The 16,779-nt window shown below is 57.5% G+C and carries 9 protein-coding genes; 2 read left to right on the top strand and 7 right to left on the bottom strand.

All coding sequences use genetic code 11. From position 1 onward, the window contains the following. Window positions 1-22 precede the first annotated feature (22 nt). Entirely contained in the window at window positions 23-2,035 is a 2,013-nt protein-coding gene (locus tag GGR91_RS01905; protein WP_183939511.1) for a TonB-dependent receptor plug domain-containing protein, read from the top strand. 14 nt (window positions 2,036-2,049) lie between these two features. Here GGR91_RS01905 and GGR91_RS01900 read toward each other — a convergent pair whose 3' ends face one another. Genes GGR91_RS01900 through GGR91_RS01885 form a run of 4 tightly spaced genes read right to left on the bottom strand, consistent with a single transcriptional unit; the run spans window position 2,050 to window position 8,289 of the window. Beyond that, window positions 2,050-3,051 (bottom strand): DUF2891 domain-containing protein, encoded by a 1,002-nt coding sequence (locus GGR91_RS01900; RefSeq protein WP_183939509.1) that lies wholly within the window; start codon window positions 3,049-3,051, stop codon window positions 2,050-2,052. Next, the gene (locus tag GGR91_RS01895) at window positions 3,048-3,989 is read right to left on the bottom strand and encodes a DUF979 domain-containing protein (protein WP_183939507.1); all 942 of its coding nucleotides are present in this window, start codon (window positions 3,987-3,989) and stop codon (window positions 3,048-3,050) included. Before GGR91_RS01895 ends, GGR91_RS01900 begins: the two co-directional genes overlap by 4 nt. Continuing rightward, on the bottom strand, window positions 3,986-4,678 hold the full coding sequence (locus GGR91_RS01890; RefSeq protein WP_183939504.1) for a DUF969 domain-containing protein: 693 nt from the start codon (window positions 4,676-4,678) through the stop codon (window positions 3,986-3,988). Before GGR91_RS01890 ends, GGR91_RS01895 begins: the two co-directional genes overlap by 4 nt. Then, window positions 4,678-8,289: a hydantoinase B/oxoprolinase family protein gene (locus GGR91_RS01885; protein ID WP_183939502.1), complete on the bottom strand. Its 3,612-nt coding sequence runs from the start codon at window positions 8,287-8,289 to the stop codon at window positions 4,678-4,680. The genes GGR91_RS01890 and GGR91_RS01885 overlap by 1 nt, the downstream gene beginning before the upstream one ends. A 98-nt stretch (window positions 8,290-8,387) precedes the next feature. Here GGR91_RS01885 and GGR91_RS01880 point away from each other — a divergent pair, with 98 nt between their 5' ends. Then, complete coding sequence (locus GGR91_RS01880) at window positions 8,388-10,220, top strand: DUF885 domain-containing protein (protein ID WP_246337009.1); 1,833 nt, start codon at window positions 8,388-8,390, stop codon at window positions 10,218-10,220. A gap of 99 nt (window positions 10,221-10,319) precedes the next feature. On the opposite strand, the gene GGR91_RS01875 is transcribed toward GGR91_RS01880, so the two are convergent. The 3 genes from GGR91_RS01875 to GGR91_RS01865 form a co-directional block, all read right to left on the bottom strand. Next, the gene (locus GGR91_RS01875) at window positions 10,320-11,498 is read right to left on the bottom strand and encodes a hypothetical protein (protein WP_183939500.1); all 1,179 of its coding nucleotides are present in this window, start codon (window positions 11,496-11,498) and stop codon (window positions 10,320-10,322) included. A 91-nt stretch (window positions 11,499-11,589) separates the two neighbouring features. Beyond that, window positions 11,590-13,041 carry a hypothetical protein gene (locus tag GGR91_RS01870; protein ID WP_183939498.1) on the bottom strand — a complete coding sequence of 484 codons (1,452 nt, stop codon included), beginning with the start codon at window positions 13,039-13,041 and terminating at the stop codon, window positions 11,590-11,592. A gap of 410 nt (window positions 13,042-13,451) precedes the next feature. After that, the coding region (locus tag GGR91_RS01865) for an Ig-like domain-containing protein (protein WP_183939496.1) at window positions 13,452-16,779 on the bottom strand (3,328 nt) is incomplete at its 5' end.

The following is a 16,779-nucleotide window of genomic DNA, read 5'->3' as shown; positions in this document are numbered from 1 at the left end:
CTTCATTTTTTTGGGAACCTGCATGATCACGCTATTGGCTCGAACCTCGCTACTGGCGTTCGTCATCGGCACGCCTGCGGCTTATGCGCAGGAGAGTGCGGACCCCCTTATCATCGTCACCGGAAAAGGGCTCGACCAGACGAAGGGTGACCCCGCGTATGGCTCAGTGGAAATCGACCGCGCGCGCTTAACCAGCGAAGCGTCTGGCCGGATTGAAAATATCCTCGCCGATGTTGCCGGATTTCAACAGTTCCGGCGTTCCGATAGCCGGTCTGCCAATCCATCGGCGCAAGGTGCCACCTTGCGCGCGCTGGGCGGCAATGCGTCAAGCCGCACGCTGGTGCTGCTTGATGGCGTGCCTCAGGCCGACCCGTTTTTTGGCTACATCCCCTTTAGCGCAATCACCCCCGAACGGTTATCATCCATTCGCGTCACGCGCGGCGGCGGTAATGGTGCCTTTGGTGCAGGGGCCGTCGCAGGGACCATCGAACTGAACAGCGCAGGCCGGACCGACCTGCCCGATGCCGCATTGTCCGCCTTTTACGGCAGCGGCAACGCCAGCGAATTGTCCGCTGGCCTTGCGGCTGACCTCGGCGCCGGATTTGTCAGCATATCGGGTCGGCGGGATCGCGGCGACGGGTTTTACACCGCGCCAAGCGCCACCCGCCAGCCCACCGACGTCCGCGCCGCCTACGACAGCTGGTCAACCGGATTACGCGCTGTTGCGCCTTTGACGGACGGGGTTGAGCTGCAGTTCCGCGGACTGCTGTTTCAGGACAACCGCACCTTGCGCTTTGCAGGCGCAGACAGCAGCTCCGAAGGACAGGACGCGAGCATTCGCATCGTGTCGCAGGGCCGCTGGCAAGTCGACGCGCTCGCCTATATTCAGGCGCGCAACTTTACCAACATCGTGATCAGCGCAACGTCGTTCCGCAAAACGCTCGACCAAAGAAACACGCCATCCACGGGCGTCGGCGGCAAAATTGAGGTCAGGCCACCCGTTGGCGGCGATCATCAATTGCGCATGGGCGTCGATGCGCGGCTATCAGAAGGCGAGCTGTTTGAAGATGTCTACAGCGGCGTCACCGGCCTCATCACCGCACGGCGCAACGCCGGTGGCAATAGTGCGACATTTAGTGTTTTCGCCGAGAATGATTGGACGCTTGGCGATCTGACGCTGACCGGCGGCATCCGTGCAGACCGTTGGACGATCACCAACGGCTTTTTTGCAGAGCGCGCCACCAACGGAACCGTCGTGCGCGATGATGTCTTTGCCGATCGCGCAAGTTGGCAGTCCAGCGCACGCGTTGGCGCATTATATACGGCGACCGATGGCCTCGCGTTCCGTGCCGCGGCTTATACCGGCTTTCGTTTGCCAACGCTGAATGAACTCTACCGCCCGTTCACCGTCTTCCCCGTAGCAACGCGCGCCAATGAAGCGCTGAACGTGGAAAAGCTGCGCGGTGTCGAGGCGGGGTTTGATGTCCGGCCCGCGAATGGCGTGACCCTTGGTGCCACATTATTCTACAACAGGCTCAACGACGCCATCGCCAACGTCACCATTGGCAATAATCTGCGCCAGCGCGGCAATGTCGATGCTGTGATTGCCAAGGGCATCGAACTTAGCAGCGAAGCGCAATTTGGTGCCGTCAGCGTTGCCGGGTCTTACGCGTTCAGCCACAGCAAAGTGCGCGCGTCCGGCATCGCCAGCGGGCTCAACGGGCTCACCCCCGCACAAAGCCCCCGACATGCCGCAAATGCGACCGTGCGGTGGACACCAAGCGCCGACGCCATATTGTCGGCAACAGCCCGTTATGTCGGCGCACAATTCGAAGATGATCTTGAGGCGAATATTTTGCCGTCGGCACTAACCTTTGACGGCTTTGCACAAATCCCCCTCACCCGGCAAATCGCATTGACCGGCCGGGTGGAAAATATCCTCAATGAACAGGTTGTGACCCGCAAAGTGGGAACGTCGATAGACCTTGGAACGCCCCGGATATTCTGGATCGGACTGAAATTTTCAGCCCGATAGCAGCGTAGCCTTCATCATGTCTCGCGCGGCTGAATAGCGAGCAGCGCAAATGTCGCGAGCCAGTGTTCGCCCATATAGTCACCGGTGACATGCGGCAGGCTGGCACCAAGATGTTCAAGCGCGGTTCGTTCGGCCACGGACGAAACGGGGTGCTGCGGACCCAGCCGCGCGACAATCGCGCGCCAGCACCACGCGCGGCTTAAATTCAATCCGTCGAGATGCGCGATCTTCCCGTCGCTGCGGTCCGAAACAATGGCAGGGGTAAACAGGCTCTCTGGACGGCCCACAACGGCTTCGGGGAGGAACGCGTCAAACCATGTCTGAAACTCCGCCTTTGATAAGACCCGGCTCATCAACAGCGCTTCGGTCAATGCGGATGACAAAAACTCGTCACCGCCCGGTTCCCATGCCTGACAATTTCGGTCGCCCGAAAACCAGCCTTTCGCTTTCGCCGCGATAAGGTCTGACAAGACGGGATCGCGATCTTCGGCCCATTCACCAGCGAGCACCAGCGCAAACGAAATGTTGAAATGCGTACCAACGCGTAAGGGATAAGTCAGCTTTGGCAGAAACGCGTGGAATCGCTCCGCAAAGGCAAACGCAAGCGGTTCCAGCGCCCTCGCCCAAGGGCCATCATGGCGTTCGAGCTCCGCATGCAATGCCAGCAGCCACGCCCAACCATAAGGACGTTCAAAACCTGCAGACATTGGCCGGTCAAGAAAGGCACGCTCACCCGCAACTTTTTCAGGCACCAGCATTTCGTTGGCGCGTGCGTAAATGGCAGCCGTTTCGGGCATATCCGGAAACAAGCGCGCAAGGCGCATGATTTGCCACCAGCCATGAACGCAACTGTGCCAGTCAAAGCTACCGTGGAAGATAGGGTGGAACGCAGACGGGACGCGCGCATCCTCAGGCCCGTTCAGTACGAGATCCATTTTATAGGGATATGGTTTCCCCAAATGGCTGAGCGTGGTGCGCGCAAATTGTGACGCGATTGCGGGTGTTAAATGGGTCATCGGAACGCCAGAAAATAAATGAGTGCAATGTTGACAATCAGCAGCGGCACAGCCGTTGCGATTTGCATTTTGACGACCGCATTTTCGTCTTTTAGTTCCAGCAAAGCCGCCGGCACCAAGTTGAAGTTTGCAGCCATCGGCGTCATCAGCGTCCCGCAAAATCCGGCCAGCATACCAATGGCGCAGATGATCGCTGGGTCGCCATGATATTGCTTGATAAGCAATGGCATACCAATCGCCGCGACCATCACCGGAAATGCGGCAAAGGCATTGCCCATGATCATGGTGAACAACGCCATCCCCACACCGAACGCAATGACCGCACCGACAAGACTGCCTGCGGGAATGGCTTGCTGGATCACTCCGCCCACCACATCGCCTACGCCCGCCAACGCGAACACGGCGCCAAGGCTTGCAAGCATTTGCGGCAATATCGCCGCCCAACCGACCGAATCCATCAAGCGCCGCCCCTGCGACAGCGGCAATGCAGGCGCCGCCCGTAACCACGCATGCCCCACCGCAAGCGCAAGCAATACGCCCAGAGCCAATGAGATCAGCGTCACTTGCTTTACATCGAAATATGCGGGGAACTGCTTGAATAGAAATGTGCCCGCAAGCGCGGTCGCGGGAATGACCAGCGCGATTGCAAACAGGCCGTTACCATATTTTGCCGCGCGCTGATTTTTGGTCGCCTCCGGAACTTCGTCCGCCTTTGTCTTGCCCAGCCCGCCGAAGCCAGCAATCGCCACCAAAGCGAGCACAAGCAGCCCATTGCCGAAATCACCCAGCAGATCGCCTGCCCACATGCTCACGGCCATCAGCCCCCAAAAGGCGGCATTGCCAAAGCGCCGCGGATTGGCTTTGTCGATGAGGTTGAACATCGCGAACGCCGCAAACGCGACGCCGGCTATTACATAGACCCATGTCAGCGTAATCATGCCGCTTTGTCCTTTGCGGTCACAGATGCGGCTTGGGCATTTAAACGGCGGTCAAGCAGCCAGAGCCTGAAGCCATGTATCACAAACGCCGCAATCGCGGTCGGGATCGCCCAGACCGAAAGCTCGAACGGTTCCAAGATAATGCCATATTGTTCGAGCAATCCCTTCATGAGCAATATCGAACCGATGGCGAGGAAAATATCCTCGCCGAAAAACAGGCCGATATTGTCCGTGGCGGCGGAGAAGGCTTTGACTTCCTCCCGTTGCTTGTCGTGCAAAGTGCCTGCCTGCTTTTCAGCTGCCGCCTCTGCCATTGGCGCGACCAGCGGGCGCACGGTTTGCGGATGACCCGCGACTGATGTTAATCCCACCGCCGCCGTCGCCTGACGCATCAAAAGATAGCCCGCCAATAGCCGCCCCGTCGTTGCGCCTTTCAGACCAGAAATCAGCCCGCGCGCGCGCGCCTGAAGGCCGAATGCCTCAAGCATTCCAATGACGGGCAACACAATCCAAACAATGGACACATATCGCGCGTCATTAAAGGCTTTGCCAAATGCCGAGATTATCGCGTGCACGTCCAAGCCCGCCGCAATGCCCGTTACGGCTGCGGATGCGATAATGACCAGCAACGGGTTGAACCGCAGCATAAAGCCAATCACAATGACGGCGATCCCCAGCAACACCCACATCAGTCTATGTCCCCCTTTGCCTGCGCCTTGCCATATCCACCGCCGCCCGGCGTTTCGATTTCAAAAACATCGCCGACATCCATTTCAACGGTCGCGGTTGCCCCGAAAATTTCCACACTGCCATCGGCGCGCTGGACGCGATTGATGCCGCGCATGCCATGTTCACCGCCCGCCAAACCAAAAGGCGGCACTTTGCGTCGGTTCGACAATATGCCAGCCGTCATTGGCTCAAGGAAACGGACGCGGCGCACTGCGCCATCGCCCCCATGATGCGATCCGCGACCACCGGAACCTGCGCGTACGGAGAATTCCTCAAGCAGAACCGGAAAGCGCGTTTCCAATATTTCGGGATCGGTCAGACGGCTGTTGGTCATATGCGTCTGCACGACTGAGGCACCGTCAAAGTCGGGCCCAGCACCAGAGCCGCCAGCTATCGTTTCATAATATTGATATGTCGCATTGCCGAACGTGAAATTGTTCATCGTCCCCTGCGCGCCCGCCATCACGCCAAGCGCGCCGAACACCGCGTCGGTAATAACTTGGCTGGTCTCAACATTCCCTGCAACCACCGCAGCCGGATAATGCGGGTGCACCAATGTGCCTTCGGGTGCGATTATGGTGATCGGCTTCAGGCATCCTTCGTTCATCGGAATATTGTCATCAATCAACGTGCGCACAACATACAGCACCGCGGCGCGCACCACGGAAACAGGGGCGTTGAAATTGTCGGGCAATTGCGCCGACGTTCCGGTGAAATCAATTGTCGCCGTGCGGGCCTGATGGTCCACCGACACCCGCACTTCAACCACGGCATCATTGTCCATCGCATAACGGAAATGGCCATCGGAAAGGCGCAAGATCAAACGCCGCACCGCTTCTTCGGCATGGTCCTGCACATGATGCATATAGGCACACACCACATCGGCACCATAATCATTACTGATGCGCACAAGTTCTGATGCGCCCTTTGTACAGGCGGCAATTTGCGCTTTCAAATCCGCAATATTTTGTTCAATATTGCGCGATGGCCATGTGCCGGATGCCAGCAGATTGCGGACCTCCATATCCCGGAACTGACCGCTTTCGACGATCAGCATATTGTCGATCAAAACGCCTTCTTCGTTCACCGACCGACTGTTGGGTGGCATAGAGCCCGGGGTAATCCCGCCAATATCCGCATGGTGCCCACGTGCGGCAACGAAATAGGTGGGCGATCCATCATCGTCTGCCACAAAGACGGGCATGATCACGGTTATGTCGGGCAAATGGGTGCCGCCGTCATAGGGCGCGTTCAATGCGTAAACATCTCCGGCGCAGATACCACGGCCATCGGCTTTATCGCCACGCCGTGACAATATGGTCCGCACGCTTTCACCCATTGAACCCAAATGCACGGGCATATGCGGCGCATTGGCAACCAGATTCCCACGGGCATCAAACAGCGCACAGGAAAAATCCAGCCGCTCGCGGATGTTCACTGATGAGGCGCTGTGTTGAAGTGCCGCGCCCATTTCCTCGGCAATGGCCATGAACAGGCCACCCATGATTTCCAAGCGGACGGGGTCGACTTCTGTTCCGACCACGCCGCCCGCCGTGCGCGCCGTTGATCGCGACAACATCAAATTGCCGATGGCATCAACCGCGACCTTCCAGCCCGGCTCGACAATCGTCGTCGAAACCGGATCAATGATGATGGCTGGGCCCATTGCTGAAAATCCCGCGGACAAAGCGCTGCGGTCATATAATGGCGCATCATGATGCGCGCCGGCCATAAAGCACGAGACGTTCCTGATTGGCAGATTGGAACCGGCGGATCGCGCAAAGTGGATATCGGCATCAAATGCACTCGCATGAATGGCCTCCACCCGAACCATTTCGACCACCAAAGCTTTGTCGCTGACGAAACCAAATTGGCTGCTGTGCCGTGCCTCAAACGCCGCCTGCATCGCGGCCACATCACCAAAAGCTATCTCGATACTGCTATCGGTCCCCACATAGCGAATGTGCACAGTGGCTTCGCTGCGGATGTCGCCATCAACGCCCTGCGCGCGCAATTCCGCTTCCGCTTCGGCAGAAAGGCTTTGCACAATCGGGCCAAGCGTTGCCTGTTCCAGCGCGCCGCCAAATGTGCGCTCGCGTATCGCCCGCCGATCCGCCAGGCCCATGCCATAAGCTGACAGTACCCCCGCCAGCGGATGGATCATCACCCGGTCCATGCCAAGCGCATCCGCAACCAGACAGGCATGCTGCCCGCCTGCCCCGCCAAAGCAGGCCAAGGTATAGCGCGTGACATCATGCCCGCGTTCGATCGAGATTTTCTTGATCGCATTGGCCATGTTCGCCACCGCAATCGCCACGAAACCTTCGGCAATTTCCTCCGCGGACATCTGTTTTCCGGTCGCGGCGGCAACGTCCACAACAAGCGCTTCAAATTTATCGCGCACCACGTCGGCGTCGAGCGGCTGGTTGCCGTCGGGTCCAAATATGTTCGGGAAATGCGCAGGGACAATCTTGCCCAGCATGACATTGCAATCCGTCACCGTCAGCGGCCCACCACGCCGGTAACAGGCAGGACCCGGGACAGCGCCTGCCGAATGTGGCCCAACCTGAAAGCGCGCGCCGTCAAACATGCAGATTGAACCACCACCCGCGGCAACGGTATGGATCCGCATCATCGGCGCTCTTATGCGCACACCTGCCACCATTGTTTCGCTTTCGCGTTCATAATGTCCGGCATAATGCGACACATCGGTGGACGTGCCACCCATGTCAAAACCGATGATATCGGTAATGCCCGCCTGCGCCGCCGTTTTCGCCATGCCGACAATGCCGCCTGCGGGGCCAGACAAGATAGCATCTTTGCCGCGGAAGCTTTCGCTGCTGGTCAGGCCGCCATTGGATTGCATGAACAATGCGGATATGTTGCCGCCAGCATCAGCCTTCAACTGCTCAACATATTGTCGCAACACAGGCGACAAATAGGCATCGACCAACGTCGTATCGCCGCGCCCGACCAGTTTGATCAGGGGCGCAATGACATGACTAACCGAAATTTGGGGAAAGCCGATTTCGGCCGCGATCTGCGCAAGTCGTTGTTCATGCTGGCTATACAAATATCCATGCATCAAGACGATGGCGAGCGCGCGATATCCCGCATCATACGCCGCTTGCAGGCCCGTGCGCGCAGCATCTTCGTCCAGCGGCGTTAGCACGTCGCCCTTGGCATTGATCCGCTCGTCAATCTCAATGACTTTGCCATGCAACGGTTCGGGCAGCGCAATATGCCGCACGAATAATTTGGGCCGCTCTTGATACCCAATGCGCAGCGCGTCGCCAAAACCCCGCGTAATGGCAAGGCAGGTGGGCTCGCCCTTATGCTCAAGCAACGCGTTGGTTGCGACCGTCGTGCCAATCCGCATTTCAACGGGCGGCAGCGGGCCATCGGATATGCCGGTAATCATCCGAACTGCAGCGATAGCGGCATCACGATACTGTTCGGGGTTTTCCGACAAAAGCTTGACGGTTTCGATTGCGCCATCGGGCGAACGGCCAATCACATCGGTAAATGTCCCGCCGCGATCAACCCAGAACTGCCAGTTATGTGAATCCATCTGCGCCGACTAACCGCTGGTATAGTTTCGTGCCATTAAAATCGCTTCACATGACTGGCGCACAGGCATACGGTCCACCGCAAATAGATGGAGAGTTTATGAAAAGCATTTTGAAAATGGGTGTCGCAGCCGTCTGTGCCAACCTGATTTTGCCAGCCACTGCTGTATATGCCCAAACCCCCGCCACGTCGGTCGGTATGGCGAGCGAAGATGCGCGGCTAACCGCATTTCTGGATGCGGAATTCAGCGAATATCTCAAGCAACAGCCGCAAGTGGCAACGCGCCTTGGCCTCAAGGACGGCGGTGACCGCTGGAATGATATCAGCGACAAAGCGGCAGCAGAACAGGTTAAATGGCGTCAGGCAAGCGTCGCCCGCATGAAAGCGGCATTCAACCGCGCCGACCTTTCGCCCGAAGCACAGGTGAATTTCGACATCTGGGCATTAGAAGCCGACCGCGCTGTCATGAGCGAAGCAAACCGGATTTACCGCCCGCCTTTCTACTCGCGTCTATATTCGGTGCACAGCCAGCTGGCAGACTTTTTGGTCAACACCCATGGGGTCGCAGATGTCACGGACCTCAAGAATTACATCGCCCGTTTGCGCGGCATGCCTGCGGTGCTGGACATGGCGATTGAGCGCACGCAAGCGAGCGAACGCGCTGGCATTCGCGCACCGAAATTTCAGGTCGAGTCCGTCATTTCCGGCAGCGAGAAGCTCACCAGCGGCGCGCCATTCACGGCCGGACCCGACTCGGCGCTTTGGGCAGACGTTCAGGCCAAGACCGAAGCATTGGTAACCGCGGGCAAAATCTCGCGCGGCGATGCAGATGCCATGCTCGCCGAAGCGCGGGCGGCCATTCTTGACCTGAAGCCTGCTTATGGCCGGGTGATTGCATGGGGCAAGGCAAGCTTGCCAGCTGCGCCAAGCGGCCGCGTTGGCGCCATTTCGCTTCCCGGCGGTGCGGACTATTACGCCAACGAACTGAAGCTCAATACGACAACGGACTATACCGCAGACCAAATTCACAAAATTGGTCTTCAGGAAGTGGCGCGCATTGAAGCAGAACAAGACGCCCTCGCACAAAAGGCAGGGTTCAAGGACCGCAGCGCTTTTTATGCCGAACGCGCCAAGCTATATCCGCCCAAGCCTTTTGACGATGCCGCGCGTGCCGAATATCTCGCCACCGCAAATGCCTTTGTCGCCAAAACGCGCACGCTGCTGCCCGCCTATTTCGGCATGACGCCAGCTTTCGGCATTGAGGTGGTGCGCGAACCTGCGTTCAGCGAAGTCGCCGGCGGTGCCGCGCACGCGTCGGCACCAAGCCCCGATGGCAAGCGCCCCGCCCGCACCTATGTGCATCTTGTGGGTACGACCCCCGATCCAGCGGCGCTGTACACGCTCATGTGTCATGAAGCGGTTCCCGGCCACAACACCCAGGGTGACATTCAGGTGCGGCAGCAAGGCGGGCCCAAATTTCGTTCGGTCACTGGCTATGTCGCGTTCGGCGAAGGCTGGGGCCTATATGCCGAAGCATTGTGCAAGGAAATGAATGCGTTTCCGGACATTGCGGCTGATTTCATGCGGCTCGATGCAGAGCTGTTCCGTGCAGCGCGTCTCGTCACCGACACGGGCATCCACGCGCTGGGTTGGACCGAGGACCAAGCCGTAACCTATATGAACACGACGGGACGGCAGCCGATTGAACGGTCACGTTCCGAAGTACGCCGCTATATCACATTGCCCGGGCAAGCCACTGGCTACAAAATCGGCATGCTCAAGATCATGGCGGAGCGCAAAAAGGCCGAGGCTGCGCTTGGCGCAAAATTCGACATCAAGGGTTTCCACGACCTTTTGATCGCGTCGGGTTCGCAACCCTTGTCCATTCTGGAACGCCGGGTCGATGAATGGATCGCCGCGCGGGCGAAATAAGCCCGCACTTTAAGGATTGGGGGGACATTTGGCCCCGTTGACGCCGCCGAGGCACCATGTGTGCAATGGCGGCGTCAAACGCGTGAAGCAGCAATCCGATTATGCAGCTTGCTGCTTAATCGTTTCCATCAATGTCTTCATTTTATCGATCGTGTAGAGCATGCTCTGCATTTTGCTCTTGTCGCCCAAAAGGTTGCTGACCCGTGCATCGATCTTGCTTTCAACCTTGGCGGAGACATTATCCTTGGCCTTGTCGCGCATGGCTTCCAACTGGCCAAGATAACCGAACGGCGCGGTGAACGAAATTGTCCCCAAGCCAACCGTCTTGTCGTCGCCGCTATAATGGAAAACTGCACAGGCTTTGAGCTTGATCGTATCGCCATCAATGCTGTCAACACCAAGATACAGCGTCGCGGTCACATGCCCGCCATAAATGATTTTGATGGGGATAATTTTTCCGCACGATCCGGTATCTGAACCCTTCATCTCACGCAGCCGCTTGACGACGTTGAGTGGTTGGCGACCATCATCTGACCATTGCAACCATGACGCATAGACAAAGCGCTCTTCAAGCTTGTTTTTGTCGAGCCCCTTTGAGCCAAGTCCGGAGGCAACGGACTTCATGTTCTTTTTACAATAATCTAGCTCTGTCGTGATCGTCGTTGTCTGGTCACCGTCTGGTGAACCGCAAACACCCGAGATGAACGGGTAAAATTGCAACTGCAGTCCCATTTGAATGGTACGGTCATGCCCGTCATAGCTCGGCGTCGCCCGGGCGTAGCGTTGAAATAAGGTTATTCCATTGTCTTTAATTTCATTGAACTTTTCAATCCGCTGCTGGAGCTTCGCCGCCCGGCTGACCAAAAGACAGAATTTGTCCCGAACGCGCTCATATCGGGCTTCCTGTTCGTCAGACAAAGCAACGCCTTTTGCCTTAAGCGTATTATACGCGACTTGTGAGGCACATAAATCGCTTGCGTAGCCGATTTTCTGCGCCGCAGTCTTGCCGGTGAAGTTCACTGGATTAGGAACTACGTTCACATTGTCTTGGTAGAGATTGCCACCATTGTTGAACGACATATTGTAAACCACATCGTCGCTGCCTGTCGCACTGGTAACCCCGAAATAGCTTTGATAAGACGCATTCATGTCGTCGACACTGGCCTCATAATCGGCATACGCACTGGCGTTCGCTCCAATGTCCTGCGCAAACGCGGTTACTGGAGATCCGATAAGTAAAGAACCCATAAGAACTTTAAATAATTTTCTATTTTTCATAATATTTCCCCTGACAAATCGTCATTAATTCACTTTTTTTGTCCAGATATTGTCTGTTTGCGCACCGAACGGGTGACATTACAATCACGTATCAATTTAACTTGGACGGTAATAACATTTGGAACGACGGCGCTGGCGTTTCGGAGGGACGTCGTCCGTATTGCTTGGACGAAGACAAAGTCGCGCCAAACAATATTTGACTCCATTCCGAAGGGCTACGCGACGCCCGGTTATCGCTATTGGGTGCACGCGCTGTAAGCACGACGAGCACCTCACGGCGGTCAACCGACAGGCCCCGCCGCGAAAGTCCCGGTATCGCAACCGGCGTTATGGAACGGCTGTTCGTGCTCCGCCGATTCAGCGAGTCTCCCGATCCGACCACGATCGCCTTGCCATAAGGCAGTTTGACCGACACCTCGACATGGGTTTTGTCCGTCTCGAGGATGCTTGCCCCACGCCCGACATTCACCGATGATTGTCCTGTAATGTTCGACATTTCCAAAACGACGTCGAGATCGACGTCGGTTGCACCAATGCGCTGTGGTGTGACTTCCAATGTTACGCCGACATCGCGTTCGATTGGCTGGCTACGGTCCGAAAGGGGAACGATTAGCACGGATCCGCCTTCGGCAAATTTGGACTTCTTGCCTTCGCGGGCAAGGACAACCGGGCTTGCTTCAAGCGTGACGTGCGATTGGCTGTTCGACGCCAGATTAAGCGAATAATTGATGGCTGGTGCGGTGATACTGAGGTTGCCTGTCTTCGTATCAGCGCTGTCCGCTGCCAAATCGTAACTGTAATTGAGTAACGTTCCGCCGAACTGCACAGAGAGCCCATCGAGCAGATTCAGTCCACGATTTCCCGATGAGCCGCGGGTTTCTCGGATCAGATAAGCTTCGATGACTACGCCTGGTCCGTCGTCACCGGCAGCGCTGGCTGCTGCGTTGCCCGTACCGGCGTCAGCCTGCTGAATAATGGGAACGCTGGACGACGAGGGAGACGTTGACGCAGGACGCCAGCCGGTACCTGCAAACGCAGCATCCAGAAAGTTTAACCCAACCATGTCCAAGTCACCGGTTCGGTCTGCGCGTTCCAAAGCAGCCCGGGCGAATTCCGGTTCCCCCGCACGATATGCCAGCAATGCCATGGGCACAGCCATTGGCCCAGCTTCGCCGCGACGTTCAATCGCTTGCGCCATCTGGTTCATCGCCTCGCGGACATTGCCCAGCTGGTATGATGTTAATGCGGCCCCCGCGAGCGGCTCCCAAAGATCCGGCGCCAATCGGGCAGCGGTTTGAAAACCGCTTAACGCCATTTCAAGGTCGCCGCGCGTGACGGATGGCCCACTTAGGAATCCCATAGCCGTGGCATAATGGGCGGCGGCTGACAGCGGGCTGTTGCGGACAGAAGCGAAGCTGTCAGCTTCGGCGGTTCGGCCAACATTCTTCATCGCGCCCTGCATGTGGACAGGCGCACAGCCTGAACTGGCCAGTGCAATTAAAATCACAAGGCTGAAAGGCCCCTGTACGAAACGCAATGGCATATTTTCCCCGCTGAATGCATTGTAACTTTGTCATGCAGGGAGGGCATGATGCCGCTTGGCTATTATACCCCAATCCCCGCTGTGCACCGGCATGGCAGAACAAAATAGAGTAATGCAAACTCACAATTGTGAAATCTGTGTCACATTCACATTAGAATTGATGTTAAATGTTATTTTATAGTTGATTACTATTCAGGCAACGGGTCGTACAAATAGCATCCAGCAGGCGCGCTATACCCTTGGTTCACCGCATCTGATGCACATGAATCAATCTGTGGCGGAGGCAGAGTCTGCTTCACACTTACACATACCCTAAAATCAACCCGGCCCTGCACCGCATCGACCTCAGCTCGTGAGCCGAGGGTCTTTGCAATACAGGGCCGGGATAATGTTATGTGGAGTGCGGCGTTTTAGAAAGGCCGTGACAACTGCACCTTGATGCCTGAGGTCAATGTCGCACTGTTGTACGTCAGCGCATATTCCAGATCGAATGACCAGTCGCTCTTCAGGTCGATCATCGTGCCGATCGAGGTCTGATAGAAATTTTGTTCATTGAGGCGTCCCTGAATGCCGCGTGATGTGGTGCCAGCGATGTCGGCATAGTCGACATACTGCACGTTAGCCTTGCCAAATTCACGACCAAACTCACTGCGCAAGCGCGGCGTGACTATGCCGATGCCGGTGGCAAAAGCCTTTTGTAGACGGAACCCTAGTCCTGCGCTGTACGATGTGTCGTCCAGTGCAGACAGGTGCAGGTTATTGCGTGATCCACCGCTCGTCTCGGTATAGGCGGCAAGCTTTGCATCCATGTATTCAAGCTTGCTGTAGAACGACCAGTCGAGGTCTTCGACCTGCTTGTTGAAGCCGAACGAGATGGCGGCCAGGTTCATGGTGCCAGTCCGGCTGCCAAGCGCGGTCAGTTCCGTGTCATCGATGCGCCGGCGCGTCTTGTAGTCCAGGAACCCGCGTCCAACAACCGCATCGACAAAACCGTTCTCGAACAGCTTGGTGCTGCCATAGACCGCAACCAGGTTGCTGGTGGCATCAAGCTCGGCTGTCTTGGCATTGATATGAGAGCTGACATTGCCATAGCCTGCGCCAAAGCCAATCGCGGTGCGCTTGCTGATCTGGAAGTCTACGCCGCCGCTAATGCCTTGCGTGGTAGCCGACAGCTTTGGTGCAAAGCTGCTGGCATCGCGCGTTGCGATATCGATCGCACCGCTGACCCACATCGACATTGCACCAAGTACGCCAGCTGGCTTCTCGTCCGGTGCGGCGGGTGCTGCGTAGTGGGATTCGGTTACGTCCGGCTTATCGCTGTCACGCTTTGGCATGGCCGCAGCGGCCATGCTGTCTTCGGGACGACGTTCGCGGGTCGGATCGATAATGTTGACGCTGATGTTCTGCGATAACCGCGCACGGCCGCTGTGCAGTTGTTCGTTGCGGCGCATGAAGTTCGCGATCTGGCTGCGACCGAACTGGCGTGTGGCTTGCACCTGCGCATCGGTCAAAGCACGGACCTTGGGATCGTTGGACGGATCAGGTCGTGCTGCAACAGTCAAGGTCACCACACCCACCGGTGAAACACCAAAGGCGTTGGTCAGTGTGTAGTTGATGGTGATCGTTCCGCCAAAGCGGGCGGCAGGTGTGGCTTCGACAAAGTAACGACGGGCCGCACCATCGCCCGTTGACGTGATGCTGGTCGTCGCTGCATTCGCAGGGCTGACGCTGACGACCTGTGCTGCTGTGAACGGACCAATGGCTGCGCCACGGGTCAACTCAATGCTGACCATCTGGCCATCGCTGGTGCTGCCGCTTTGTGGTTGTACGCGCGGGGCAGAGCCCGCCACGGTCAACGACACGGTTGCAGGTGCAGATGTGCCGCCGGGACCTGTTGCAGTATAGGCGAAGCTGTCTGCACCAAATGTATCTGCATTAGGTGTGTAGGTCACAACGTTGCCAGCGATCCGCGTGGTTCCGCGTGCAGGTGGGGTAACAATCGAGATGCTCGATGCAACACCCGACACTGAACTCGAAAGATCAATCGGGGTGCCTTGGCTGTTGAACGCTACCGCCACGCCCGAGCGGGCCGCAACGACAGGTGCCGCTGGGGTCGCAACGGTCAGTGCAACGCTTGCAGGGGCAGATGTGCCGCCTGGACCTGTTGCGGTAAACGTAAAGCTGTCTGCACCATAATAGCCCGCTGCTGGCGTGTAGGTGACGACGTTGCCAGCAACACTGGTCGTGCCATGTGCAGGGGCCGTTGCCACTGCAATGCTCGATGCAATGCCGGATACTGAGCTTGAAAGGTCAACCGCAGTGCCATTGCTGTTGAACGCTACCGCCACGCCCGAGCGGGCCGCAACGGCAGGTGCCGCCGGGGTCGCAACGGTCAACGACACGGTCGCAGGAGCAGATGTGCCACCCGGACCTGTTGCGGTAAACGTAAAGCTGTCTGCGCCATAATAGCCCGCTGTTGGCGTGTAGGTGATGACGAGACCTGTAACGCTGGTCGTGCCATGTGCAGGGGCCGTTGCCACTGCAATGCTCGATGCAATGCCGGATACTGAGCTTGAAAGGTCAACCGCAGTGCCATTGCTGTTGAACGCTACCGCCACGCCCGAGCGGGCCGCAACGACAGGTGCCGCCGGGGTCGCAACGGTCAACGACACGGTCGCAGGTGCAGATGTGCCGCCTGGACCTGTTGCGGTAAACGTAAAGCTGTCTGCACCATAATAGCCCGCTGTTGGTGTGTAGGTGATGACGAGACCTGTAACGCTGGTCGTGCCATGTGCAGGGGCCGTTGCCACTGCAATGCTCGATGCAATGCCGGAGACGGAGCTTGAGAGGTCAACCGCAGTGCCAGTGCTGCCATAGGCAACAGCAATGCCGGAACGATCTGCGGTTGCTGGTGCTACAGGCGTTGCAACGGTCAACGACACGGTCGCAGGTGCAGATGTGCCGCCTGGACCTGTTGCGGTAAACGTAAAGCTGTCTGCACCATAATAGCCCGCTGTTGGCGTGTAGGTGACGACGTTGCCAGCAACACTGGTCGTGCCATGTGCTGGGGCCGTTGCCACTGCAATGCCCGTCGCCGAACCCGTGATCGAGCTGGTCAAGTCAATGGCGGTCGCGGTGTTATATGCCACAGCAACGCCCGAGAGGTTTGCCGTTGTCGGCGCCGCCTGCTGTTGTTGTGGTGCGACATAGGTAAACGCACTGCTCAATGTTGCAGTACCTGCCGAAGTGGTCACCGAAACGTCAACCGCTCCCGCCGAACCGGCTGGCGATACCGCGGTAACTTGTGTTGCGCTGTTTACGACAACCGACGTTGCTGCTGTTGAACCAAAGTTCACGGTAGCACCCGTCAGGTCCGTTCCCGTGATCACAACGCTCGTACCGCCAGCGGTCGTGCCAGACGATGGCGCTATGCTGGTGATCGTCGGCGCAGATGGCTGTTGCTGTGGTGCGACATAGGTAAATGCACTGCTCAATGTTGCAGTACCCGCCGACGTGGTCACCGAAACGTCAGCGGCTCCCGCCGAACCGGCTGGCGATACCGCGGTAACTTGCGTTGCGCTGTTTACGACAACCGACGTTGCTGCTGTTGAACCAAAGTTCACGGTAGCACCCGTCAGGTCTGTTCCCGTGATCACAACGCTCGTACCGCCAGCGGTCGTGCCAGACGATGGCGCTATGCTGGTGATCGTCGGCGCAGATGGCTGTTGCTGTGGTGCG

Source organism: Sphingorhabdus rigui (genome assembly GCF_014196595.1).
Classification (GTDB): domain Bacteria; phylum Pseudomonadota; class Alphaproteobacteria; order Sphingomonadales; family Sphingomonadaceae; genus Sphingorhabdus_B; species Sphingorhabdus_B rigui.
The sequence above is the reverse complement of the archived record's forward strand: the minus strand, read 5'-3'. Positions and strand labels throughout refer to the sequence as shown.